Annotated in this window: 19 protein-coding genes and 1 tRNA gene; 10 read left to right on the top strand and 10 right to left on the bottom strand. The window is 68.4% G+C overall.

Annotated features, from left to right (window positions below; translation table 11 throughout):
- The first annotated feature begins 45 nt into the window (after nt 1-45).
- A complete protein-coding gene (locus M6444_RS15230; protein ID WP_298329088.1) occupies nt 46-333 on the top strand; it encodes a WhiB family transcriptional regulator in 288 nt (95 codons plus the stop codon).
- Nucleotides 334-389: 56 nt separating this feature from the next.
- Here M6444_RS15230 and M6444_RS15225 read toward each other — a convergent pair whose 3' ends face one another.
- Nucleotides 390-1,841, bottom strand: coding sequence for a lipase maturation factor family protein (locus tag M6444_RS15225; protein ID WP_363326391.1), 1,452 nt, complete (start codon nt 1,839-1,841; stop codon nt 390-392).
- Between the two features lie 79 nt (nt 1,842-1,920).
- Here M6444_RS15225 and M6444_RS15220 point away from each other — a divergent pair, with 79 nt between their 5' ends.
- Together M6444_RS15220 and M6444_RS15215 are read left to right on the top strand one after the other, a co-directional pair.
- A complete protein-coding gene (locus M6444_RS15220; RefSeq protein WP_298329083.1) occupies nt 1,921-2,766 on the top strand; it encodes a carbon-nitrogen hydrolase family protein in 846 nt (281 codons plus the stop codon).
- 235 nt (nt 2,767-3,001) lie between these two features.
- Nucleotides 3,002-4,396, top strand: a complete 1,395-nt coding sequence (locus M6444_RS15215) for a DUF222 domain-containing protein (RefSeq protein WP_298329081.1) — start codon at nt 3,002-3,004, stop codon at nt 4,394-4,396.
- 13 nt (nt 4,397-4,409) lie between these two features.
- Here M6444_RS15215 and M6444_RS15210 read toward each other — a convergent pair whose 3' ends face one another.
- Nucleotides 4,410-5,705: an FAD-binding oxidoreductase gene (locus tag M6444_RS15210; RefSeq protein WP_298329079.1), complete on the bottom strand. Its 1,296-nt coding sequence runs from the start codon at nt 5,703-5,705 to the stop codon at nt 4,410-4,412.
- Nucleotides 5,706-5,813: 108 nt separating this feature from the next.
- Between M6444_RS15210 and M6444_RS15205 the strand changes: the two genes are divergently transcribed.
- Complete coding sequence (locus M6444_RS15205; RefSeq protein ID WP_298329077.1) at nt 5,814-6,824, top strand: o-succinylbenzoate synthase; 1,011 nt, start codon at nt 5,814-5,816, stop codon at nt 6,822-6,824.
- Here M6444_RS15205 and M6444_RS15200 read toward each other — a convergent pair.
- On the bottom strand, nt 6,729-7,430 hold the full coding sequence (locus M6444_RS15200) for a DUF4386 family protein (RefSeq protein WP_298329076.1): 702 nt from the start codon (nt 7,428-7,430) through the stop codon (nt 6,729-6,731). The genes M6444_RS15205 and M6444_RS15200 overlap by 96 nt on opposite strands.
- A 16-nt stretch (nt 7,431-7,446) precedes the next feature.
- Nucleotides 7,447-8,811 carry an MFS transporter gene (locus M6444_RS15195; RefSeq protein ID WP_298329074.1) on the bottom strand — a complete coding sequence of 455 codons (1,365 nt, stop codon included), beginning with the start codon at nt 8,809-8,811 and terminating at the stop codon, nt 7,447-7,449.
- Between the two features lie 132 nt (nt 8,812-8,943).
- Between M6444_RS15195 and M6444_RS15190 the strand changes: the two genes are divergently transcribed.
- Together M6444_RS15190 and M6444_RS15185 are read left to right on the top strand one after the other, a co-directional pair.
- Nucleotides 8,944-9,291 carry a hypothetical protein gene (locus M6444_RS15190; protein ID WP_298329071.1) on the top strand — a complete coding sequence of 116 codons (348 nt, stop codon included), beginning with the start codon at nt 8,944-8,946 and terminating at the stop codon, nt 9,289-9,291.
- A 4-nt stretch (nt 9,292-9,295) separates the two neighbouring features.
- Nucleotides 9,296-9,628 carry a VOC family protein gene (locus M6444_RS15185; protein ID WP_363326390.1) on the top strand — a complete coding sequence of 111 codons (333 nt, stop codon included), beginning with the start codon at nt 9,296-9,298 and terminating at the stop codon, nt 9,626-9,628.
- A gap of 4 nt (nt 9,629-9,632) precedes the next feature.
- On the opposite strand, the gene M6444_RS15180 is transcribed toward M6444_RS15185, so the two are convergent.
- The 3 genes from M6444_RS15180 to M6444_RS15170 form a co-directional block, all read right to left on the bottom strand.
- Entirely contained in the window at nt 9,633-9,914 is a 282-nt protein-coding gene (locus tag M6444_RS15180; protein WP_298329065.1) for a transcriptional regulator, read from the bottom strand.
- Entirely contained in the window at nt 9,911-10,348 is a 438-nt protein-coding gene (locus tag M6444_RS15175) for a hypothetical protein (protein ID WP_298329062.1), read from the bottom strand. The genes M6444_RS15180 and M6444_RS15175 overlap by 4 nt, the downstream gene beginning before the upstream one ends.
- A 62-nt stretch (nt 10,349-10,410) precedes the next feature.
- Nucleotides 10,411-11,307, bottom strand: a complete 897-nt coding sequence (locus tag M6444_RS15170; protein WP_298329059.1) for a universal stress protein — start codon at nt 11,305-11,307, stop codon at nt 10,411-10,413.
- Nucleotides 11,308-11,445: 138 nt separating this feature from the next.
- On the opposite strand from M6444_RS15170, the gene M6444_RS15165 reads away from it, so the two are divergent.
- From M6444_RS15165 to M6444_RS15155, 3 genes are all read left to right on the top strand, one after another.
- On the top strand, nt 11,446-11,832 hold the full coding sequence (locus tag M6444_RS15165) for a VOC family protein (RefSeq protein ID WP_298329055.1): 387 nt from the start codon (nt 11,446-11,448) through the stop codon (nt 11,830-11,832).
- Between the two features lie 224 nt (nt 11,833-12,056).
- Nucleotides 12,057-12,515, top strand: a complete 459-nt coding sequence (locus M6444_RS15160; RefSeq protein WP_298329053.1) for a CBS domain-containing protein — start codon at nt 12,057-12,059, stop codon at nt 12,513-12,515.
- Between the two features lie 40 nt (nt 12,516-12,555).
- On the top strand, nt 12,556-13,842 hold the full coding sequence (locus M6444_RS15155; RefSeq protein ID WP_298329050.1) for an ArsB/NhaD family transporter: 1,287 nt from the start codon (nt 12,556-12,558) through the stop codon (nt 13,840-13,842).
- Between the two features lie 21 nt (nt 13,843-13,863).
- Here M6444_RS15155 and M6444_RS15150 read toward each other — a convergent pair whose 3' ends face one another.
- From M6444_RS15150 to M6444_RS15140, 3 genes are all read right to left on the bottom strand, one after another.
- Nucleotides 13,864-15,483 carry a PQQ-binding-like beta-propeller repeat protein gene (locus tag M6444_RS15150; protein ID WP_298329047.1) on the bottom strand — a complete coding sequence of 540 codons (1,620 nt, stop codon included), beginning with the start codon at nt 15,481-15,483 and terminating at the stop codon, nt 13,864-13,866.
- Between the two features lie 158 nt (nt 15,484-15,641).
- Nucleotides 15,642-15,718, bottom strand: a tRNA-Pro gene (locus tag M6444_RS15145).
- A 61-nt stretch (nt 15,719-15,779) separates the two neighbouring features.
- A complete protein-coding gene (locus M6444_RS15140; RefSeq protein WP_298329044.1) occupies nt 15,780-16,706 on the bottom strand; it encodes a metallophosphoesterase in 927 nt (308 codons plus the stop codon).
- 59 nt (nt 16,707-16,765) lie between these two features.
- Between M6444_RS15140 and M6444_RS15135 the strand changes: the two genes are divergently transcribed.
- Complete coding sequence (locus M6444_RS15135; RefSeq protein ID WP_298329041.1) at nt 16,766-18,271, top strand: MFS transporter; 1,506 nt, start codon at nt 16,766-16,768, stop codon at nt 18,269-18,271.
- Nucleotides 18,272-18,433: the final 162 nt, after the last annotated feature.

Below are 18,433 nucleotides of genomic sequence, written 5' to 3'. Positions count from 1 at the left end.
CGGGAGAGGTTTGGTGTTCACCGAAGTGACGGGGGTGACAGCCGTATGACGTGGATCGATGATTGGACCAGCCTGGCGGCGTGCCGGAGCAGCGAACCAGATGAACTGTTCGTTCCCGGTGCGGCGCAGAACCGGGCCAAGGCGGTATGCCTGGGCTGCCCGGTTCGCACCGAATGCCTTGCCGACGCCTTGGACAACCGAACCGAGTTCGGTATCTGGGGCGGCATGACCGAGCGTGAACGGCGTGCACTGCTGCGCCGTCGTCCCGAGGTCCAGTCGTGGCGTGCCCTGCTCGAAGCCGCTCGCGACAACTACATGGTGAAGGCTGGCTGACGGCAGCACCCATGAGATCAGCGAGCCCCGGGTCGATCGAGCGACCCGGGGCCGGCTCATGTCTGGCGGGCTGACGGCAGCGACGTGGGCGGGTGGTACTCACCCACGTAGGTACGCTCCCACCACGCGCCGGTCCGCCGACGCTCGGCCCAGCTGGTGAATCGGTACCGGTAGTACGAGGCGCGGACGTAGACCGGCGGGCGGTCGGCGAACGGGTTGTGCCGCAACAGCCGCAGCGTGGCCCGATCGTTCTCCAGCAGCCGAACCAGCAACGGTTCGAACCACGGTCGCGCGTAGGCCGGCGACAGCGCGGCGAACCACATCAACCAGTCCAAGCGCAGGTGATACGGCGCCACCTGCGGCGGTCGGCGCCGCACGTCTCCCGGCTTGCCTTTGAACTCGTACTCGCGCCATGGTGTCGCCGGCCCGACGTCGGCGTCGTCGGTGCCCTCGAGCACGATCTCGTATCGGGTGCGGGTGATACTGCCGAAAGCGCCGTAGGTGTTCACCAGCATCAACGGGGTGAAGCTGTAGTTCATCAGCTGCCGCCGCGAGACCAGGTTCCGCACCGGCCAGTAGCTGAGCACGATCACGCCGACCGCCACGACGATCACCGTCACCTGATGCCACAGCGGCGCATCCGGCATGTCGGCCGGCACCGACACCGGCCAGACCGCACGCCAGAACCCGTCGCCGAGCACCGGGAGTGCCAGCACGATCGTCAAGAGGTTCAGCCACGAGAAGTTGCCGCTGAGCATCAGCCACGCCTGGGTGACGATGACGACGCCCGCAGCGATCCCGGCGATCGGCTGGGGCAGGAAGAGCAACACCGGCATCCCGAGTTGCGTGACATGGTTCGCGGCCACCTCGACCTTGTGCAGCCGCGGTGGAAGGCGGTGGAAGTACCAGCTCAACGGGTTCGGCATCGGCTGCGTCTCGTGGTGGTATTGCAGGCAGGTCAAGTCTCGCCAGCAGCTGTCGCCGCGAAGTTTGATCAGCCCCGCGCCGAACTCGACCCGGAACAGCACCCACCGCAGCGCCAGCAGGATCAGCAGCGGCGGCGCCGCCGCGTCGGATCCGGCCGACGGACCGAGGAAGACGGCCAGGAAGCCGACCTCGCACAGCAACGACTCCCAGCCGAAGCCGTACCAGACCTGGCCGACGTGGACGATCGACAGATACGTCACCCACAACACCGCCCATACCGCCATGTGCGCGGCAAGCGGCAGCTCGTCGCCCAGCCCGACGAGCAACGCCGCCGACACCCCGACGCCGGTCCAGGCCACCGCGGCGAAGAACCGGTCCGAGTAGTGGAGGCGGAACAGACTCGGCGCCTGCCGCCACGACGTCGCGCGCAGGTGGCGGGGCGCGGGAGTCAGTCCCTGCTGCCCGAACAGCGCGCGGAACTGCAGCGCCGCTGTCAGGAACGCGACCAGATAGACCAGCGCGAGCCCACGCTGGAACACCAGCCGGCTCACCCAATATCCCTCTGTGGAGAACCACTCCATCACCGAAGCCTCCACCTGCCAGCGTGTCCCGCATCGGCGATGAGCAAACGTAGCCGCTGCGGCGTGCGATGGTGGACTCGTGACCGGATCGGAACGCATCAGAATCGCTGCAGCGCAGAGCCCGGTCACGCTTGATCCGGCCAGGAACGGCGACCAGATCCGGCGGCTGATGCGCTCGGCCCACGAGCACGGCGCGCGCCTGATTCAGTTTCCCGAGGGCGCGCTGTCCGGCTACCCCGCCGGCGCGCACGACCGGTCCGGACACGTCGCTCGCACCGCTACGCGAGACGAGCTCAGCAGCATCGCCGAGCTAGCCCGCGAGTTGCGGCTGTGGGTCGTCGTGGGCGGCAACCATGCCTTGACGCCGCCGAATCGTCCGCACAACAGCTTGTACGTGATCTCCGACCGCGGTGAGCCGGTGGATCGCTACGACAAGCGCCGGTGCTCGAGCAACGAGCTGGAGAACTGGTACACGCCGGGCTTCGAACGTGTGGTGTTCGACGTGGACGGCTTCCGGTTCGGGTGCGTCTTGTGCATCGAGATCAACTTTCCGGATCTCATCATGGAGTACCTCGACGACGGCGTCGATTGCGTGCTGTTCTCCTCGCACTCGCAGGACCCGATCTTCGATGTCGTCATGCGGGGACACGCGGCCACGAACAACCTCTGGTTCAGCGTGGCCGTCCCGGCCCACTGCAGCGAGGCGATGCCGGCCGGAGTCGTCGGGCCGCACGGATACCGGCTGGGTGCGTGCTCGGCTGACGGCGGAGCCGATCTGGTGTGTGTGGACCTCGATCGCGGCGACCCGTCGCTCGACATCGCCCTGAACAAGGCCCGGCCGTGGCGGGCGGCCGCGCGAGCCGGTGACGTCTACGCGCTCCGGCGGGTCGACGATCCGCGCAGCGCCGACCGCGCCACATTCTGAACCTCTGTTCTGAACCTCTTCACGGCGCGCTAGCCGATTCCAAGGCGTGATGACTCGCGTCAAGATGCTCACCGCGTCCAAGACCTCGCCTTCTGCACCCGGGTTGCCTTCAGCGACCGGACCAGCTGAGGCTGCGTGATCGGGCAACTTCAGACGAGTCAACGCGGAGGCTAGACGCTCGAACTGATGTTCGATATAATTGACCAGCGAGCTTGTTTCGATGGCGGGAGGGCCGATGAGCGAGGCCGACGATGTGGAGTTCGACCGGATGATCGATGCGCCGCCCGGCCCGGAGCTCGCGGCGTGGCTGTGCACACTCGACGTCAACGAGGTGTCTGCCCACGATCTCGTGTCGGTGGCTGCGGCGTGGGAGCGGCACAAGGCGTTCACCGACGCTCGGATGGTCCAGGCACTGGCCGAGCTGACCGAACGGCCGGAGTATCAGCAGTGCACCTGCCCCACCGACATCGAGACCCCGCATACCCATCGTGCGGTCGAGCCGGCCGGTGACGAAGTGTCGCTGGCGCTGGCATGGTCGCCGGGCCGAGCTCGTCATCAGGTCTCGGTCGCCACAGAACTGTGCGACGACCTCCCCGCCACGCTCGCCGCACTCGAGGACGGGCTGATCGACTACGACAAGGCCCGCTTGATCGCTGACCGCACCCGCTGCTTGACCAGTGTCGAATTGCGGCGCCGGGTCGAGTCCCGCGTTCTGGGCCGAGCGCCCCGTCAGACCCGCGCCCAGCTCGACCACGCCTTGCGCCGCGAGGTCATCGCCGCCGACCCTGAGGCCGCAGAGCAACGCCGGCGCACCGCCTCCGAGCAGCGGCGGATGTCCCGGCCCGAGCCGGCCGCGCCCGGCGGCGACGACGGCATGGCGCGCATCGAACTCTACGGCCCGGCAGAAGACCTCGCCGCCCTGTACACCGCCGTCGATGCCGCCGCCCGCCACATCCGCGGCCAGGGTGATCGGCGCACCCTCGACCAACTGCGTTTCGACATCCTCACCGGCCTCGGCTGGACCGCGTTGGACACGGGTCACCTCGGCTGCTGCAACCCCACCTGCACCCAAAGCCAGCACCACCGGCTGGCCACCATGCACGGCAACGCCGCCACCGTCCACGTCACCGTGCCTGCGTCCACTCTGCTCGGCACCGACGACCACCCCGGTCACCTGCACGGGTTCGGCCCCATCACGGCCGAAGCATCGCGGCGCATCAGCACCGAGGGCCCCTGGCGGCGCCTGCTCACCGAACCCACCGGCGGGCAACTCCTCGACTACGGCCGCACCACCTACCACCCGCCCGCGAGTCTGACGGCGTTCGTCACCGCCCGTGATGCCACCTGCCGCTTCCCCACCTGCAACCACACGGCGCGCAGCGGCGACATCGACCACAAGCAGCCCTACGACCGCGGTGGCGACACGTCCGCCACCAACACCTGGGTCCTGCACGGTGGCCATCACTTCGGCAAGACCCACCACCGCTTCACGATCCACACCGACGCTGACGGAACCACCTGGTGGACCACACCGGCCGGGCACACCTACCCTGTCGAACCCGAATCTCTCGGCCCTCTCGCCACCGTCGCACCCGCGACGCACGTCGTAGCGGAGCCCGCACCGTTCTGACCGGCCGGTCCGCTCATGCGGCGGGGAGAATGCTGTGCCCGACGCCGAACACGTTCTCGGGGTCGTAGGCCCGCTTCACCGTGCGCAGCCGCGCGTAGTCACTCGCGGTGTACGCCTGTGCGGTGCGAGACGTGTCGGACAGGAAGTTCAGGAACGCCCCGCCGATGCCGTACGGGCGAAGACCGTTCACCACGTGGGGCGTCGGCGCATCGACGATGACGCTGAACTCCGCGGTGTTGCGCCCCGCCGGTCCGCCGTCGGCGCCCGGGCGGGCCAGCGCCCCGCCCCAGTGACGCACCTCGACGTTCGCGCCGGCGCCGTCGACGGCCCCGGCCGTGTCGACCAGCCGCTTGATCACCGCGTCCGGCAGGTCCGGGAAGAAGTCCAGGTACCTGGCGGGCGTGCCGCCCATCGCGGCGTCGGCGTACCGCATCGATCGGTACCCGTCCACCAAGGCCGGCCCGGCAGCCGCGCGCAACGGACGCAGCAGGCGTTCGGCCTCGTCGGCACCGCCGGCGTACATCGCCTTGATGCCCAGCACCCGTCGGCCGTCCACCGTGGTGAGCACGATGGCGGTGCTCATCGCGTCGGGCGCCCCGCGAGCCCAGTCGCCGTAGGCCGCCAGCGTCTCGTCGGCTCGTTCGGGCGCGAAGTACGAGATGCCGCCGTAGACCTCGGTGACGGGGTAGAGGCGGAACTCCAGCGAGGTCACCACCCCGAAGCTGCCGCCACCGCCACGCAACGCCCAGAACAGATCGGCATTCTCGTATGCATCGGCGCGCACCAGCCGCCCCTCGGCCGTCACGACTTCCGCGCTCAGCACGCTGTCCGCAGCCAGGCCATACAGCCGTCCCAGCCAGCCCATCCCGCCGCCGAGCGTGAACCCGGTGACACCGACGGAGTTCGACGAACCCGACAGCGGCGCCAGGCCGTACGCCGACGCGGCGGCGAGCACGTCACCCCACACGGCTCCGGGCCCGACGTGTGCGACCTGGCGGTGCGGATCGACCTGCACGGTGTTCATCGACGTCGTCTTCAGCAGCAGCCCGTCGTCGCAGGGCACATGCGTACCGTGGCCGGTGGCCTGGACGGCGAACGGCACGTCGTAGTCGCGCGCGGCGACGACCGCCGCGTGCACGTCAGCGATGTTCGTGGCCTCGGCCACCAGCGCCGGGCGGGGGTCCAGCGTCGGCGCGAGCGGGCGGCGGTGCGCGTCGTACCCCTCGTCGCCCGGCAGGTGCACCGCGCCGCTGAACGTGCGGCCCAGCCAGTGGGTGACATCCGGTCGTGTCATCGTCATGTTCGCCATGTCGAGCTCCTGTTCTCCGTCCTCACCGATACGTCGAACGGCTCCTCAGGAAATCGACAGGTCGTCGAGAAATCGGGCCGGAAAACGTCGCTCGCGTACGCTGACGCCGTGTCCGCCGGTCCGCACGTTTACGCGATCCCCCTGCGCACCCGGTTTCGAGGCATCACCGTGCGCGAAGGCATGCTGATCCAAGGTCCGGCCGGATGGGGAGAGTTCTGCCCGTTTCCCGAGTACGACGATGCCGTCGCGGCGTCGTGGCTGGCCACGGCCGTGGAGCAGGCCACCGAAGGCTGGCCCGCGCCAGTACGTGACCGCGTCCCGGTCAACTGCACCGTGCCGGCGGTCGACGCCGAACGTGCCCACGCCATCGCCGCCGGTTCGGGCTGTGCGACGGCGAAGGTCAAGGTCGCAGACCATCCGGACGCACAGGCCGAGGACATGGCCCGGGTCGAGGCCGTCCGCGACGCCCTCGGACCGGACGGGGCGATCCGGGTGGATGCCAATGCCGCGTGGGACGTCGACACGGCCATCGCCCGGATTCGCCAGCTCGATCGCGCGGCCGGCGGTCTCGAATACGTCGAGCAACCGTGCCGGAGCATCACCGAACTGGCCGCCGTCCGCCGTCGCGTCGACGTCCCCATCGCGGCCGACGAGTCGATTCGGCAGGCCGACGATCCGCTCGCCGTCGCCGTCGCCGGGGCGGCGGACATCGCCGTCATCAAGTGCACGCCCCTCGGTGGCGTCCGCCGGGCCCTGCAGGTGGCCGAGGCGTGCGGGTTGCCGTGCGTAGTCTCCTCGGCCCTGGAGACCAGCGTCGGACTGGCGGCCCAGCTGGCCCTCGCCGGCGCATTGCCCGACCTCGACCACGCCTGCGGGCTGGGGACACTGAGCCTGCTCGACGGCGATATCGTCGCGGCGACCGACTCGCTGGTGCCGGTCGACGGGTTTCTCCCGGTCCCGCGCACGCCGCCGAGCCCGGACCCGGCGGCGTTGCGCGCCTACGCGATGCGCGACCCGGACCGATCAGCGTGGTGGCGCCGCCGCCTGGATCGGGTCGGTGACCGGCTCGGCCTGGGTCAAGGCGATGCCACCCCAGATGCGGACCACGACACTGAGTAGCAGCGACGGCATGAACACCGCCCCGGCGACCGCGGTCAGTGGGGTGTCCGGCGCGAAGATCGTCACCGCCGTGGCCGTGCCCGCGATGAGTGCTACCCACCCGAACCCGGCCGGAAGGGCACGTCGCGCCACTGCTGCCCAGCCTGCAGCAAGCATCGACAGGCCGAGGAACAGGTTCGCCGCACCACCGGCCGCATCGAGCACGACGGTGAAGGCGGTCCATGCGCTCTGGGCGGCGGTTGCGTCCCGATCGGCCGCGTCGACGAAGGCCGGGACCCCGTACCAGTGGCCGAACGGCACGATCAGATGCAAAGCGATGCCGATCATGCCGAACCACAACGTCGCCGCGGCCGCGATGGGCGCTCGGCCCCGAATGCGTCCGGCGAGCCCGGCGACGAAGACGACCGCGAAGACCAGGTTCAACAGCCCCACGAAAACGGCTGCTCGCAGCATCGCGCCGTCCTCGCGTAGAAAGTCGATGGCCGACGCCGGGTCGGTGAAGGTATCCGCGGTCCAACCGCTGAGCGTCCACAAGGCTCCCTCGACGGCGAGCCCGAGTCCGGCGACGATGCCGGACCAGCCGGCGATCTTGGCATGGATGGTCATCAGGGTTTCCTCTCTGTCAGGCCGTCGTCTTGACGGGCGTACGGACCGGCTCGCGGTTGATCGACGTCCGGCGCCGCTGAACGACGCCACTGCTCGCGGCCAGCACGACGGCGAGGAGGACAGCCGCGCGCATGCCGTCGACGCCATCTCCAGCCAGCGACCAGACCGTGGTGGTCAGAGCCGGCCCGAAAGCGATGCCGAGTTGCCGTGCGAGGCTGGTCGATGCTCCGGTCGTTCCGAGCAGGTGACGCGGCGAACGAGCCATCGCCAGCGTCTGGTTGGGCCCGGCGAACAACCCCGCTCCGGCGCCGGCCACGGCCAACCGCCACGCGAGATCGCCCGCGCTCCACGTCGAGCTCAGCGGCGCGAGCAGCAGTAACCCGATCGCGATGATGACGGATCCGGTGACCACCACCCGCGTGGCTCCGAATCGGTCGGCCAGCACGCCGCTGACGAAGCCGAAAGCCATCACCATGACGGGGAAGGCGAGCATGGTGACGCCGATCTGCGCCGTGGTCGCGCCCGCGACCTGGTGCAGGAAGAACGGGACCAGGAACAGCACCGCCATGACAGCGGTCATCTCCAACATCAGCGCAAGGTGCGGGCCTGGCATCCCGCGGGCGCCGAAGAGTTCACGCACCGGCTCGCTGCTCGCCGAGCGTCGCCACATCGCCACGAACGGCACGGCCGCGATCAGCAACAACAGCCAGGCCGGCCCACCTTCGGCAGCCAGGGACAGCCCCAGCATCACCGCTATCGCAGCTGCGCCGATCAACCCCGTTTCCATGGCCCAGGACCGATCCGGCAGGCTGAGCCCGCGATCGGCCGGCAACTGGCCGAGCCCGATCCCGATGACGAGCAGGCCCACCGGCACGTTCAGGTAGAAGATGGCCGGCCAGCCGAGGGTGTCGACGAGCAGCCCGCCGAGCAACGGCCCGCTGACGCCGCCGAGCGGTCCCAGCGTCATGACCACGCCCATCGCCCGCCCGCGTGCCTCCGGCCGCACGGCCGTCGTCGCCAGCACAGGGACCAAGGCGAACAACACGGCGCCGAAGCCACCCTGAACGACGCGAGCCGCGATCAACCAGCCCATCCCGGGCGCCAGGCCCACGGCGGTGCTCGACACGGCGAATCCGGTGACGGCAAAGGTCAGGGCGGCACGCGCCCCCACGCCGTCCAGCCAGCGGCCGCTCGGTAGCGACAGTGCGATCAGGGGCAGGACGTAGGCGAGAACGACCCACTGGGACAGGCTCGTCGCCGTTCCGAAGTCCGCCTCGATCGTCGGTAACGCGACCTGGACCACCGTCGCATCGAGTTGCGCCATGAACACGGCGATCCCGGCGCCGGCGACCAACGCCCATCGGTTCTTCCCCGCGGCCATCCCGACCATCTCCTCAAGTTCACATTGTGTGTAGTTTGAAAATACACACGATGTGAAGTTTGAGCAAGGGTTGAGGGCGGACCGCGCGCCGCACTACCGTGAAAGTCCATCTGCCGCGAAGAGGTGAGGGTCGTGGACGTCCTCGAGTTCCCTGACGCCGACGGCTGGGAGAGGTGGCTGCGCAGCCATCACGACGTACACACCGAGGCATGGCTGCGCATCGGCAAGAAGAACCGCGGGGCCGGCCTCGTCTCGATCGACGAGGCACTCGACGTCGCGTTGTGTTACGGCTGGATCGACGGTCTGCGCAGGGCCTATGACGACGTGTCTTTCCTGCAGCGCTACTCACGCAGGCGGCCGAGGAGTTCGTGGTCGAAGATCAACGTCGCCAGAGTCGAGGCGTTGACGGCGGCCGGACGAATGCAACCGCCCGGCCTCGACCACGTCGCGGCCGCCCAGGCCGACGGACGGTGGAGGTAAGGCGATGGCGCGGATCAGGTCGATCGTCATGAACGTGTCGGACGTTCGCCGCGCGGGCCAGTTCTGGACCGGCGCGCTCGGTTACGTCCCGCATCCGGACAACCCGGCCTTCCTCCTCCCGCCGGACGGCGACGGCCCACGTGTCCATCTGGATGAGGGCGACCGGATGCACCTCGATCTGTCGGCCGACGACGCGGCCGAACAGGCCGCCGAGGTGGAGCGGCTGATCGCGCTCGGCGCCACCCGCGTGCCATGGGTGTATCCCGACGATGCCGACTTCGTCGTGCTCGCCGATACCGAGGGCAACCTGTTCTGCGTGATCGACGCCAGTCGGTGAGCGGTCAGCCGACGACGCTCTTGAGGGCGGCAACGTGGTCGGCATAGGCGCGCCGACCGGCGGGGGTGAGCGCCGCCCAGGTCCGCACCCGGCCCCGTCCGGTGGGCTTGGAGATCGTCACGTAGCCAGCGTCCTGCAGGACCTTCAGGTTCTTGCTGACCACCGAGTCGGCCACGCCGAGCATGTCGCGCAGTGTCGCGAACTCCGCCGACGAGGTCGCATCGAGGAACGCGCAGATCCGTAGCCGGTGCGGCGCATGGATGATCTCGTTGAACTGCGTGCTCATGCGCCTGCCCGCAACTGGGCCCGCAACGCCACGTCGAAGCGTCGCCCGAGCACCACGACAGCCACCCCGACAACGGCCGCCATGACCCACGTCGGCCAGGCCAGCGACGTCGTCCACACGATGACGAGGGAAGCCACCATCAGTACCCCGACCAGAGCACCCATGGCGTAAGCCCAGCGACTGGCGCGCCCTGCCTCGAAGCCGGAGATCCACACGCCGGTCAACCGGCGGTAGGTCTGCACCAGCAGCGCGATGCCGGCCAGGAACAGCAGCGTAGCCACGCTTCGCACCAAGGTGTCACCGAAGCTGAACGCGACGAGATGCCCCGCCAACAGCAGCCCCAGGATCGGGTGATACCACCACGGCGTCACCAGCCGCTCCGCGGCGGCGGTGCGCGCCTCGCCGATCATCGTCAGCGGGTCAGGCTGCTGCACGTCATTATTTTCCATGTCGGAAAGTCAATCACATTCCAACTTGGAAAGTCAATGCTCGGTGGTCACGCGGGCTCGTCCGGAGCACGGACGACGGCCACTGGACGCGTCGCCTGGTGGAGTACGGCCTGGCTGATCGAACCGAGCAACAGGCCGCGGAACTTGCCGAGACCCCGCGAGCCGACGACGACCAGCGCTGCGTCGCGCCCGTGGTCCAACAGCACATCGGCCGGATGACCGGCTTCGACGTGCACCGTGACGGCGACGTCGACGTCGACCGCCCTGCGGGCCCGGTCGACAGCTTGACTCGCCTGCTCGACAGCCCGCCGGCGATCCTCCGCGGCCACTTTCGACATCGTGTCGGCATCGATGATCGGCATCGGCAGCACCGACACCTGGTACGCGTTCAACGCCACCACGTCGACGCCACGCAACGCCGCCTCGGTCATCGCCCACCGCAGCGCCGCATCGCTCGGTTCGGAACCGTCGACACCGACGACCACCGGGCCATCGGACGGCAGGACGTCGGACGGCACCACCACCGTCGGACACGGCGCACTCGCCGCGACCTTGCCGCTCACCGATCCCAGCGCCAGCGCGCCCAGGCCGCCGAGCCCGCGCGTACCGACGACGACCAAGCTCGCTTCCTGCGCTGCCTCGAGCAGGGCCTCGTCCGGACGGCGCACGAGCAGGGAAGTCTCGACGTGGACGTCCGGCGCTTGGGAGGCGGCCCGCTCCCGAGCGGTGGTGAGGACTTCCTCGCCGTAGGCCATCAGATCGTCCGGCGGCGGGAACGTCGAGGCATCACCGAAGGCCGCCACCGTGATCGGCACCCACACCACGTGGACGATGCGAACACCAGCGTTGCGCCGCTGCGCGTCGGCCACCGCCCAGTCCAGCGCTGCGCCGCTGTTGAACGAACCGTCCACGCCGACGACGATCGTCTCGGTCCTGGTGGTCATGTGCGACTCCGTCCGCTGGCAACGTTGATCCGCTGACCCTGTTGCCATGATGACATCGGCAGGCGGGGCTCGGGTGAGAATCGTGACCCGATCGCCTAGCGGTCACCATATGACCGCAATGCCTCGTAGGTTCGTCTCATGGACATGAAGTTGGAACTCGTCGCCGTACCGGTGACCGATGTCGACCGCGCCAAAGACTTCTACGTCCGGGCGGGATTCGTCGCCGACCACGACCACGCTGTCAGCGACACCATCAGGTTCGTGCAGCTCACTCCACCCGGGTCGGCATGCTCGATCGCCATCGGCTCCGGCCTGAGCTCCATGCAGCCCGGGTCGCTGGACAACATGCAGATGGTGGTGGCCGATGCCGATGCCGCCCGCGCCGAGCTGATGGAGCGCGGCATCGAGGTCAGCGAGGTCGACGAGCAGCCCTGGGGCCGATTCGTTTTCTTCTCCGACCCCGACGGCAATCAGTGGGCCTTGCAGCAGTTGCCCGACTACGCCGCCGGCGCCCGGGACGCCTGACGCGCAGAGCCGACGACGAGCGGAAGTCAGTGTCACTTCTGGGGTAAACGCGCCGTTAGAATGCGGGAGCGCCGAACGCACAGGAGTTCACATGACGCATGGCTGGCCGGGTTGGTTGGCAGTCGTCGGCGGGTCCGGACGTGGTGCGGGCGTATCGTCGGCTGTGTCGGTAGGTCGGGTAATCTCGCCTGCCGGATCACAGCCACGCCCAGGGGAAAGGTGCCATGAAGGCACGCGACATCGTCGTGCAGATACCCACGGTCACGCTCAAGGACCCGGTCGCCAAGGCCGTTCGCGTCATGACGCAGGAGCAGCTGCCGGGGTTGATCGTCGTCGACGAGAACTCGAAACCTCGCATCGTCATTCCGGGCACCCAGGTGCTCCGGATGGCCGTGCTGCACTCGTATCAGGACGATCCGGCGCTCGCCCGGACCATCGACGAAGCTCATGCCGACCGGTTCTGGCAGGACCTGGGCAATCGAACCGTCGGCGAATGCCTGCCCGGCTATCCCGCCAAGCCCGTCACGGCCAGTCTCGACGCCACGTTGCTCGAACTGGCCACGCTCATGGGGCGGCTACACAGCCCGCTGGTCGCCATCGTCGACCACACCCACGCACTGGTCGGCGCCGTCACGCTGAACCGCCTGCTGATCAACCTCGCGTTGCCCGATCTCGACAACTGACGTCACGCCCGGCGCACACCACACCGGCGGGACGCCAGGGATGAGTGCGGCACTCGCGATAGTCATCTTCGCGGTCGCGTTCTTCTTCATCGCAACAGAGAAGGCGAACAAAACCGCCGTCGCACTCATCGCGGCCGGCGTCATGGCCGTCACCGGCCTGATTCCCGGGTCAGAGGTGTTCTTCTCCGAGCACGAGGGCATCGACTGGAACGTCATCTTCCTTCTGCTCGGCATGATGATCATCGTCGGGGTAGTCAAGCAGACCGGCTTGTTCGACTATCTGGGCATCTGGGCGGCCAAGAAGTCTCGCGGCAAGCCGTACCGGCTGATGGTGCTGCTGATGGCGATCACCGCCATCGCCTCGCCCATCCTCGACAACGTCACCATCATCATGCTGGTGGTCCCGGTCACCATCGTGGTGTGCAACCGGCTCGGCATACCCGCCCAGCCGTATCTCATCGCCGAGATCCTCGCCTCCAACATCGGCGGCGCTGCGACCCTCATCGGCGACCCGCCCAACATCATCATCGCCAGCCGGGCCGGGTTGAGCTTCAACGACTTCCTCATTCACATGACGCCGATCGTCATCGTGATCTTCGGCGCGTTCGTGCTGCTGACCCGAGTCCTGTTCCGCAAGTCGTTCGTGTACAACCCGGACAGGGTCGCAGCCGTGATGGTCTTGCAGGAGCGGCGGGCCATCACCGATCCGCGCCTGCTCGTCCGCTGCATGGTGGTACTCGGGCTGGTCATCATCGGGTTCTGCTTGCACGCGGTGGTGGATGTCGAACCGTCGATCGTCGCCCTGGTCGGCGCCGGGGTGATGCTCTTGGTGTCGGGCCTCGACATCTCGGACGTACTCAACGAGGTCGAGTGGCCCACGCTGGTCTTCTTCATGGGCCTGTTCGTCATGGTGGCCGGCCTCTCGCACACCGGAGTGATCTCTGACGTCGGTAGCTGGGTGGTCGACACCGTCGGGCAGAACTACTTCGCCGCGGCCTCCGCCCTGGTGTTCGGTTCGGCGATCTTGGGGGCGTTCTTCGACAACATTCCCTACACCGCCACCATGGCGCCCATCGTCGAAGGTCTCGTCGCCCAGTCGCCGGACCCGGCCACCGGAGAGGCGTTGTGGTGGGCCTTCGCCTTGGGGGCGGATTTCGGCGGGAACGGGACCGCCATCGCCGCCAGTGCCAACGTCGTCGCCATCGGCCTGGCGGCCCGCGCGGGCCACAACATCTCGTTCTGGCAGTTCACCAAGTACGGCATCTTCGTGACGATCCTCAGCTCGGTGATGGCCTTGGCCTATGTCGGCCTGCGCTACTTCATGTGAGTGAAGTGGCGGACGGCACGATCAGCGCACGGCACCGGGATCGATCGCGTGTAGGCGATTGTCGGTTCGCGTGAAGAGCATGCCCGCGTGGGCAGTGACTTTGCCCGCATCATTGGGCAGCGCACCGACGTCACGCAGCGAGAGCTCGCCGTCGGCGTCATCGACGACGTAGGCGTGTGGCACGGTTCGCCCGAACAGGTCGTCCTCGAAACCGCGCCACAGCGGCGCGGGATCGAGGCCGTCGTCACCCGGAAGGGACGCTTCCGGCCGCGCCGACGGGACGTCGACGGTGCGCGCAGACTCCTCGTCGAGATCCACATACGCGGCAGGCAGCAGCGTGTCGCCCCGGGCCGGCTCGGCGTCCGGCATGATCGCGTGGCCGCCCTCGGACCACTGCACCTTCGCGATCGTCGGAAACCCGACCGGCGACGAGTACGTAAGCCGCACGCCACGAGGCGACGGAATGCGCGAGATCGCGCCGTCGGTAGGTGCCACGAGCTCGACCACGCCCCCCGGCGTGACGGTGTAGCTATGTCCCGTCCCGAACGGATCGACACCGGACTCAGCGTTCGGAATCGATTTCGGCCGGGCTAGTTCAGCTGACCACATCTCGTCCAAGGCGGGTAGGGCGTAGCTCGTGACGTTGACCCGCACGTAATCGGTGTCGCCGATCTCTCGCTCGCTCGCTGCCGCCGTCGCGCCGTCGTCCACGACAAGACGATCACCCACGACGGCCACCATGCTGCCAGGCCGCACGCTGAGCCCGCCGACCGATTCTCCCGACATCGCATCCAGGACACGAATTTTCACGTCGGCCGCAGATTTCTCCGCCGCTGGAACCCGCAGCCCGACGTAGTCGACCCCCCGGGAGGCGTCGTGCGGCTGCAGGCGCGGTCCACGGAAGTCCGCCGCCTCGGACCAACGCACCTCACCGGTCCGGGCGTCCCATCCTTCGAGCCTCCCGTCGCCCTCCATGATCAGCAGGTCGCCGCTGGCCGCGACCATGCCGATCCTCGCCCCCGCAGGCGACGTCCAGAGGTCGTCGCCGCTGTGCATGTCGTACGCGCGATACTCCCACGCATGTCCCGGGTCGGTCGTGGCCCACACCACCAGCACCCCCGAGGCTCGGTGCACCCTGGCGGCCAAGCCGTCCTCGGCTTCGACCTCGCGGGACCACACGACGTCGCCGCTGGCCGCCGTACGCGCCCGGATGTGGACGACGTCGCCCCTTCCGGGCGGGACGCCTTCACGAGGGTCGACGGAGGCGGTGACCACGAGATCGCTGGACGATGTCAGCGGCCACTCACCTGCCACGGACCACTCGACCGGCACGGTGCGCTCGAGGTACGGCAGCACGAATGGGGCACCCACGACAGCCACGCCGATCACGGCCGCGCCGACTGTGACCCATCTCCGCGTACGCCAAGTGCGCGTCAACCCGATGAGAGCCAGCCCGAACAGGGCCGCACCGACGACCCACGGCACCACACCCCACGTCAGCCAGAGGCCCAACGCGCAGATCGCCGCCCCTACGACAGCCAGGACCAGCCCGCGGACGTAGGCACGGCCGGTCTCTGCATCGTCCGGCAGCGCTCTGGGTCGGCTCGAGCGCGGCTCCGGCGGGAGATTATGAAAGTGCATGGCGCCACAAGGTACCGGCGCCCTGTGGCATCAGGGCGCTGACGACCCGTCAGGGCAAGGTTGCCCTGACGGCTCTCAAGATCGACGGCGCACATCCCTGCTGACATCTCGAAGGCCCTGCCGGCATCACCGACAGGGCCTCTGGAATGCAACGATATTGGTCGGGGTGACAGGATTTGAACCTGCGACCTCTTCGTCCCGAACGAAGCGCGCTACCAAGCTGCGCCACACCCCGCGAATCGCCGAGTCAGCATATCTGAGCCCGCCGCCGGAAGAGAAATCGGTTCAGTACGTGGTCATCCTTCGGCCACGAGCGTCAGCAACGTCGCCTCGGGCGGGCAGGCGAACCGCACCGGAGCGTAGGGCGATGTGCCCAGGCCGGCCGAGACGTGCATCCAGGCGGCCTCCGGGCCGCCGATCGCCGGGTGCCGGGACAGGCCCTTGGCGCGGCGCGGTTCGAGGTCACAGTTCGTGACCACGGCACCTACTCCGGGGATGCACAACTGGCCGCCATGCGTGTGCCCAGCCAGCAGCAGTCGGTAGCCGTCGTTCCGGAAAGCGTCGAGGACCCGCAGGTACGGCGCGTGCATCACGCCGATCGTCACGTCGGCATCGTGATCGGCAGGCCCGGCAACCTCGGCGAGCCGATCGCGGTTCAGATGCGGATCGTCCACGCCGGCGAAGCTCAACCGCCGCGCGTCGACGTCCAGTGTTGCGCGGGTGTTGCTCAGGTCGAGCCACCCCGCGGCCACGAGTTCGCTGCGCAGGTCTTTCCACGGCAAGTCGATGGCATCGGCCTGATCGCGCTGGTTGTCGCGACGGATCCAGTCGAGCGGAAGCAGGTAGCGGGCTGGGTTCTTCGGCCGCGGCGCGAAGTAGTCGTTCGATCCGAAGACGAACACCCCTGGCCGGTCCAGCAGCGGCTCCATGGCCTCGACCGCGGTCGGCACCGCGTCGACATGGGCCATGTTGTCCCCGGTGTTCACAACGACGTCGGGCTCCAGCGCCGCCAACCCGCGGACCCATTCGACCTTGCGTCGTTGACCTGGCGTGATGTGCAGATCGGAGAGATGCAGGATACGTAGCGGCCGACTACCTCGGGGCAGGACCGGCACATCGAAGCGACGGAGCCGATACGACCGCACCTCGTACCCCGCCGAGTAGGCGAGACCGGCCGCAGCGGTCCCTACTACGCCGAGAGCGATCCGTTTTGCGAGCACCATCCCAGGTTCCCACACGCGGCAGCCGCTCGGTGTCTGAACGCAGAGCTACGCTCCTCACCATGGACGACGCAGTACGCCTCAGCAGCGCCCGCGGCAAGGCACTGCTGGCGGCCACGGCACTCGGCTCCGGGATGGCCTTTCTCGACGGCACCGTCGTCAACGTCGCTCTTCCCACCATCGGCCGTGAACTCGACGCCGACCTCGCGGCCTTGCAGTGGACCGTCAACGCCTACACGCTCACCCTCGCCGCGCTGATTCTGCTCGGCGGCGCGCTCGGCGACCGTGTCGGCCGCCGCCGCATCTTCACCCTCGGCGTCGTCTGGTTCACCGCGGCGTCGGTGATGTGCGCCTTGGCGCCAGTGGTCGAAGTGCTCATCGCCGCGCGGGCACTACAAGGCGTCGGCGGAGCGCTGCTCACACCGGGCGCACTGGCCATCCTGCAGACGACGATGCATCCGGACGATCGAGCGCGTTCCATCGGCGCCTGGGCCGGGCTGACCGGCGTCTCCGGCATCATCGGCCCGCTGCTGGGAGGCTGGCTGCTCGAGTTCGATTGGCGCTGGGTGTTCGGCATCAACGTTCCCCTGGCCGCGGTCACGGTGTGGCTGATCCAGACCAACGCGCCCGAGAGCCGCGACGAGGACAACGTCGGCCAGTTCGACGGACCGGGTGCCGCATTCGGTGCGCTTGCTCTCGGAGCAAGCACGTATGCCCTGATCAACTGGCCCGCGACGGGCGCAACGACCACTGTCGTAGGCGCAGCCGTGCTCTCGGTCGCCGCTGGCGTGGCCTTCATCCTCCGCGAGCAGCGAGCCCCCAATCCAATGGTGCCGCTGACGTTGTTCTCCGACCGCACCTTCAGCGTCATCAACATCATGACGTTCGTGGTGTACGGAGGGCTCTCCGGCGTCATGTTCTTCCTCGTCATGCAGCTGCAGGTCTCGCTGGAGTGGAGCCCGCTGGCCGCCGGCATCGCCACCCTGCCCATCACGCTGCTCATGCTCTTCTTCTCCGGCCGCTCAGCTGACCTCAGCACCCGCTTCGGTGTGCGTGCTCCGCTGGTGGTCGGGTCCCTGTGCGGTGCCGCAGGGGTCGGCCTGTTGGCCACGATCGACGCCGGCGACGGGTACGTCTCGGCGGTGTTGCCCGGTGTCGTGCTCCTGGGGATCGGCCTGACGACGTTGGTTCCGACGTTGACGGCGACGGTCATGGCGGCGGCCCCACAGCAACTGGCCGGTATCGCCAGCGGCGTGAACAACGGCGTGTCTCGTGCCGCAGGCCTGATCGCGGTGGCGGCGCTTCCGGCGCTGACCGGGCTGGCGGGTGAAAGCTACGCCGATCCCGAGGCGCTGACGGCCGCTTACCGGGGCGCGATGATCATCTGCGCAGTCCTGCTGGCCGGGGGTGCACTGTCTGCGCTAGCCATCCGGGCTGTGGTAGCCGAGCCCGAGATCGCCGAACCGGCGCCTGCCGTTTTGGACGAGTCGAGTCCCGCCGCGATCGATGAAACCTCGACGTCGGCGCCCTGTCCCGCGCCCGGCATGCCGCCGTCGTACGGCCGCTGATTCGCCCGCGGCCGACCGTGGTCGACCGCGCACTGATCTCCTCATTTCGACCGAAACCTTGACACTGCATTCGGTTGCAAGCCAAGCTTGTGACGTCGGCCACTCCGGGAGAGGTCGAAGTCTCCCAGACGACTGACATGTGGTGGGAGGTGTTGTCACCGC

The sequence above is a fragment of the Haloactinopolyspora sp. genome (assembly GCF_027324685.1).
Lineage (GTDB): Bacteria > Actinomycetota > Actinomycetes > Jiangellales > Jiangellaceae > Haloactinopolyspora.
This window is presented reverse-complemented; position numbering and strand designations above follow the sequence as displayed.

Excerpts from the sequence above, each read along its gene's own strand:
- M6444_RS15230 (WP_298329088.1), top strand. The coding sequence starts at position 46 with ATGACGTGGATCGATGATTGGACCAGCCTGGCGGCGTGCCGGAGCAGC.
- M6444_RS15225 (WP_363326391.1), bottom strand. The coding sequence starts at position 1,841 with ATGGAGTGGTTCTCCACAGAGGGATATTGGGTGAGCCGGCTGGTGTTC.
- M6444_RS15215 (WP_298329081.1), top strand. The coding sequence starts at position 3,002 with ATGAGCGAGGCCGACGATGTGGAGTTCGACCGGATGATCGATGCGCCG.
- M6444_RS15210 (WP_298329079.1), bottom strand. The coding sequence starts at position 5,705 with ATGGCGAACATGACGATGACACGACCGGATGTCACCCACTGGCTGGGC.
- M6444_RS15200 (WP_298329076.1), bottom strand. The coding sequence starts at position 7,430 with ATGACCATCCATGCCAAGATCGCCGGCTGGTCCGGCATCGTCGCCGGA.
- M6444_RS15195 (WP_298329074.1), bottom strand. The coding sequence starts at position 8,811 with ATGGCCGCGGGGAAGAACCGATGGGCGTTGGTCGCCGGCGCCGGGATC.
- M6444_RS15185 (WP_363326390.1), top strand. The coding sequence starts at position 9,296 with ATGGCGCGGATCAGGTCGATCGTCATGAACGTGTCGGACGTTCGCCGC.
- M6444_RS15180 (WP_298329065.1), bottom strand. The coding sequence starts at position 9,914 with ATGAGCACGCAGTTCAACGAGATCATCCATGCGCCGCACCGGCTACGG.
- M6444_RS15170 (WP_298329059.1), bottom strand. The coding sequence starts at position 11,307 with ATGACCACCAGGACCGAGACGATCGTCGTCGGCGTGGACGGTTCGTTC.
- M6444_RS15165 (WP_298329055.1), top strand. The coding sequence starts at position 11,446 with ATGGACATGAAGTTGGAACTCGTCGCCGTACCGGTGACCGATGTCGAC.
- M6444_RS15160 (WP_298329053.1), top strand. The coding sequence starts at position 12,057 with ATGAAGGCACGCGACATCGTCGTGCAGATACCCACGGTCACGCTCAAG.
- M6444_RS15155 (WP_298329050.1), top strand. The coding sequence starts at position 12,556 with ATGAGTGCGGCACTCGCGATAGTCATCTTCGCGGTCGCGTTCTTCTTC.
- M6444_RS15150 (WP_298329047.1), bottom strand. The coding sequence starts at position 15,483 with ATGCACTTTCATAATCTCCCGCCGGAGCCGCGCTCGAGCCGACCCAGA.
- M6444_RS15140 (WP_298329044.1), bottom strand. The coding sequence starts at position 16,706 with ATGGTGCTCGCAAAACGGATCGCTCTCGGCGTAGTAGGGACCGCTGCG.
- M6444_RS15135 (WP_298329041.1), top strand. The coding sequence starts at position 16,766 with ATGGACGACGCAGTACGCCTCAGCAGCGCCCGCGGCAAGGCACTGCTG.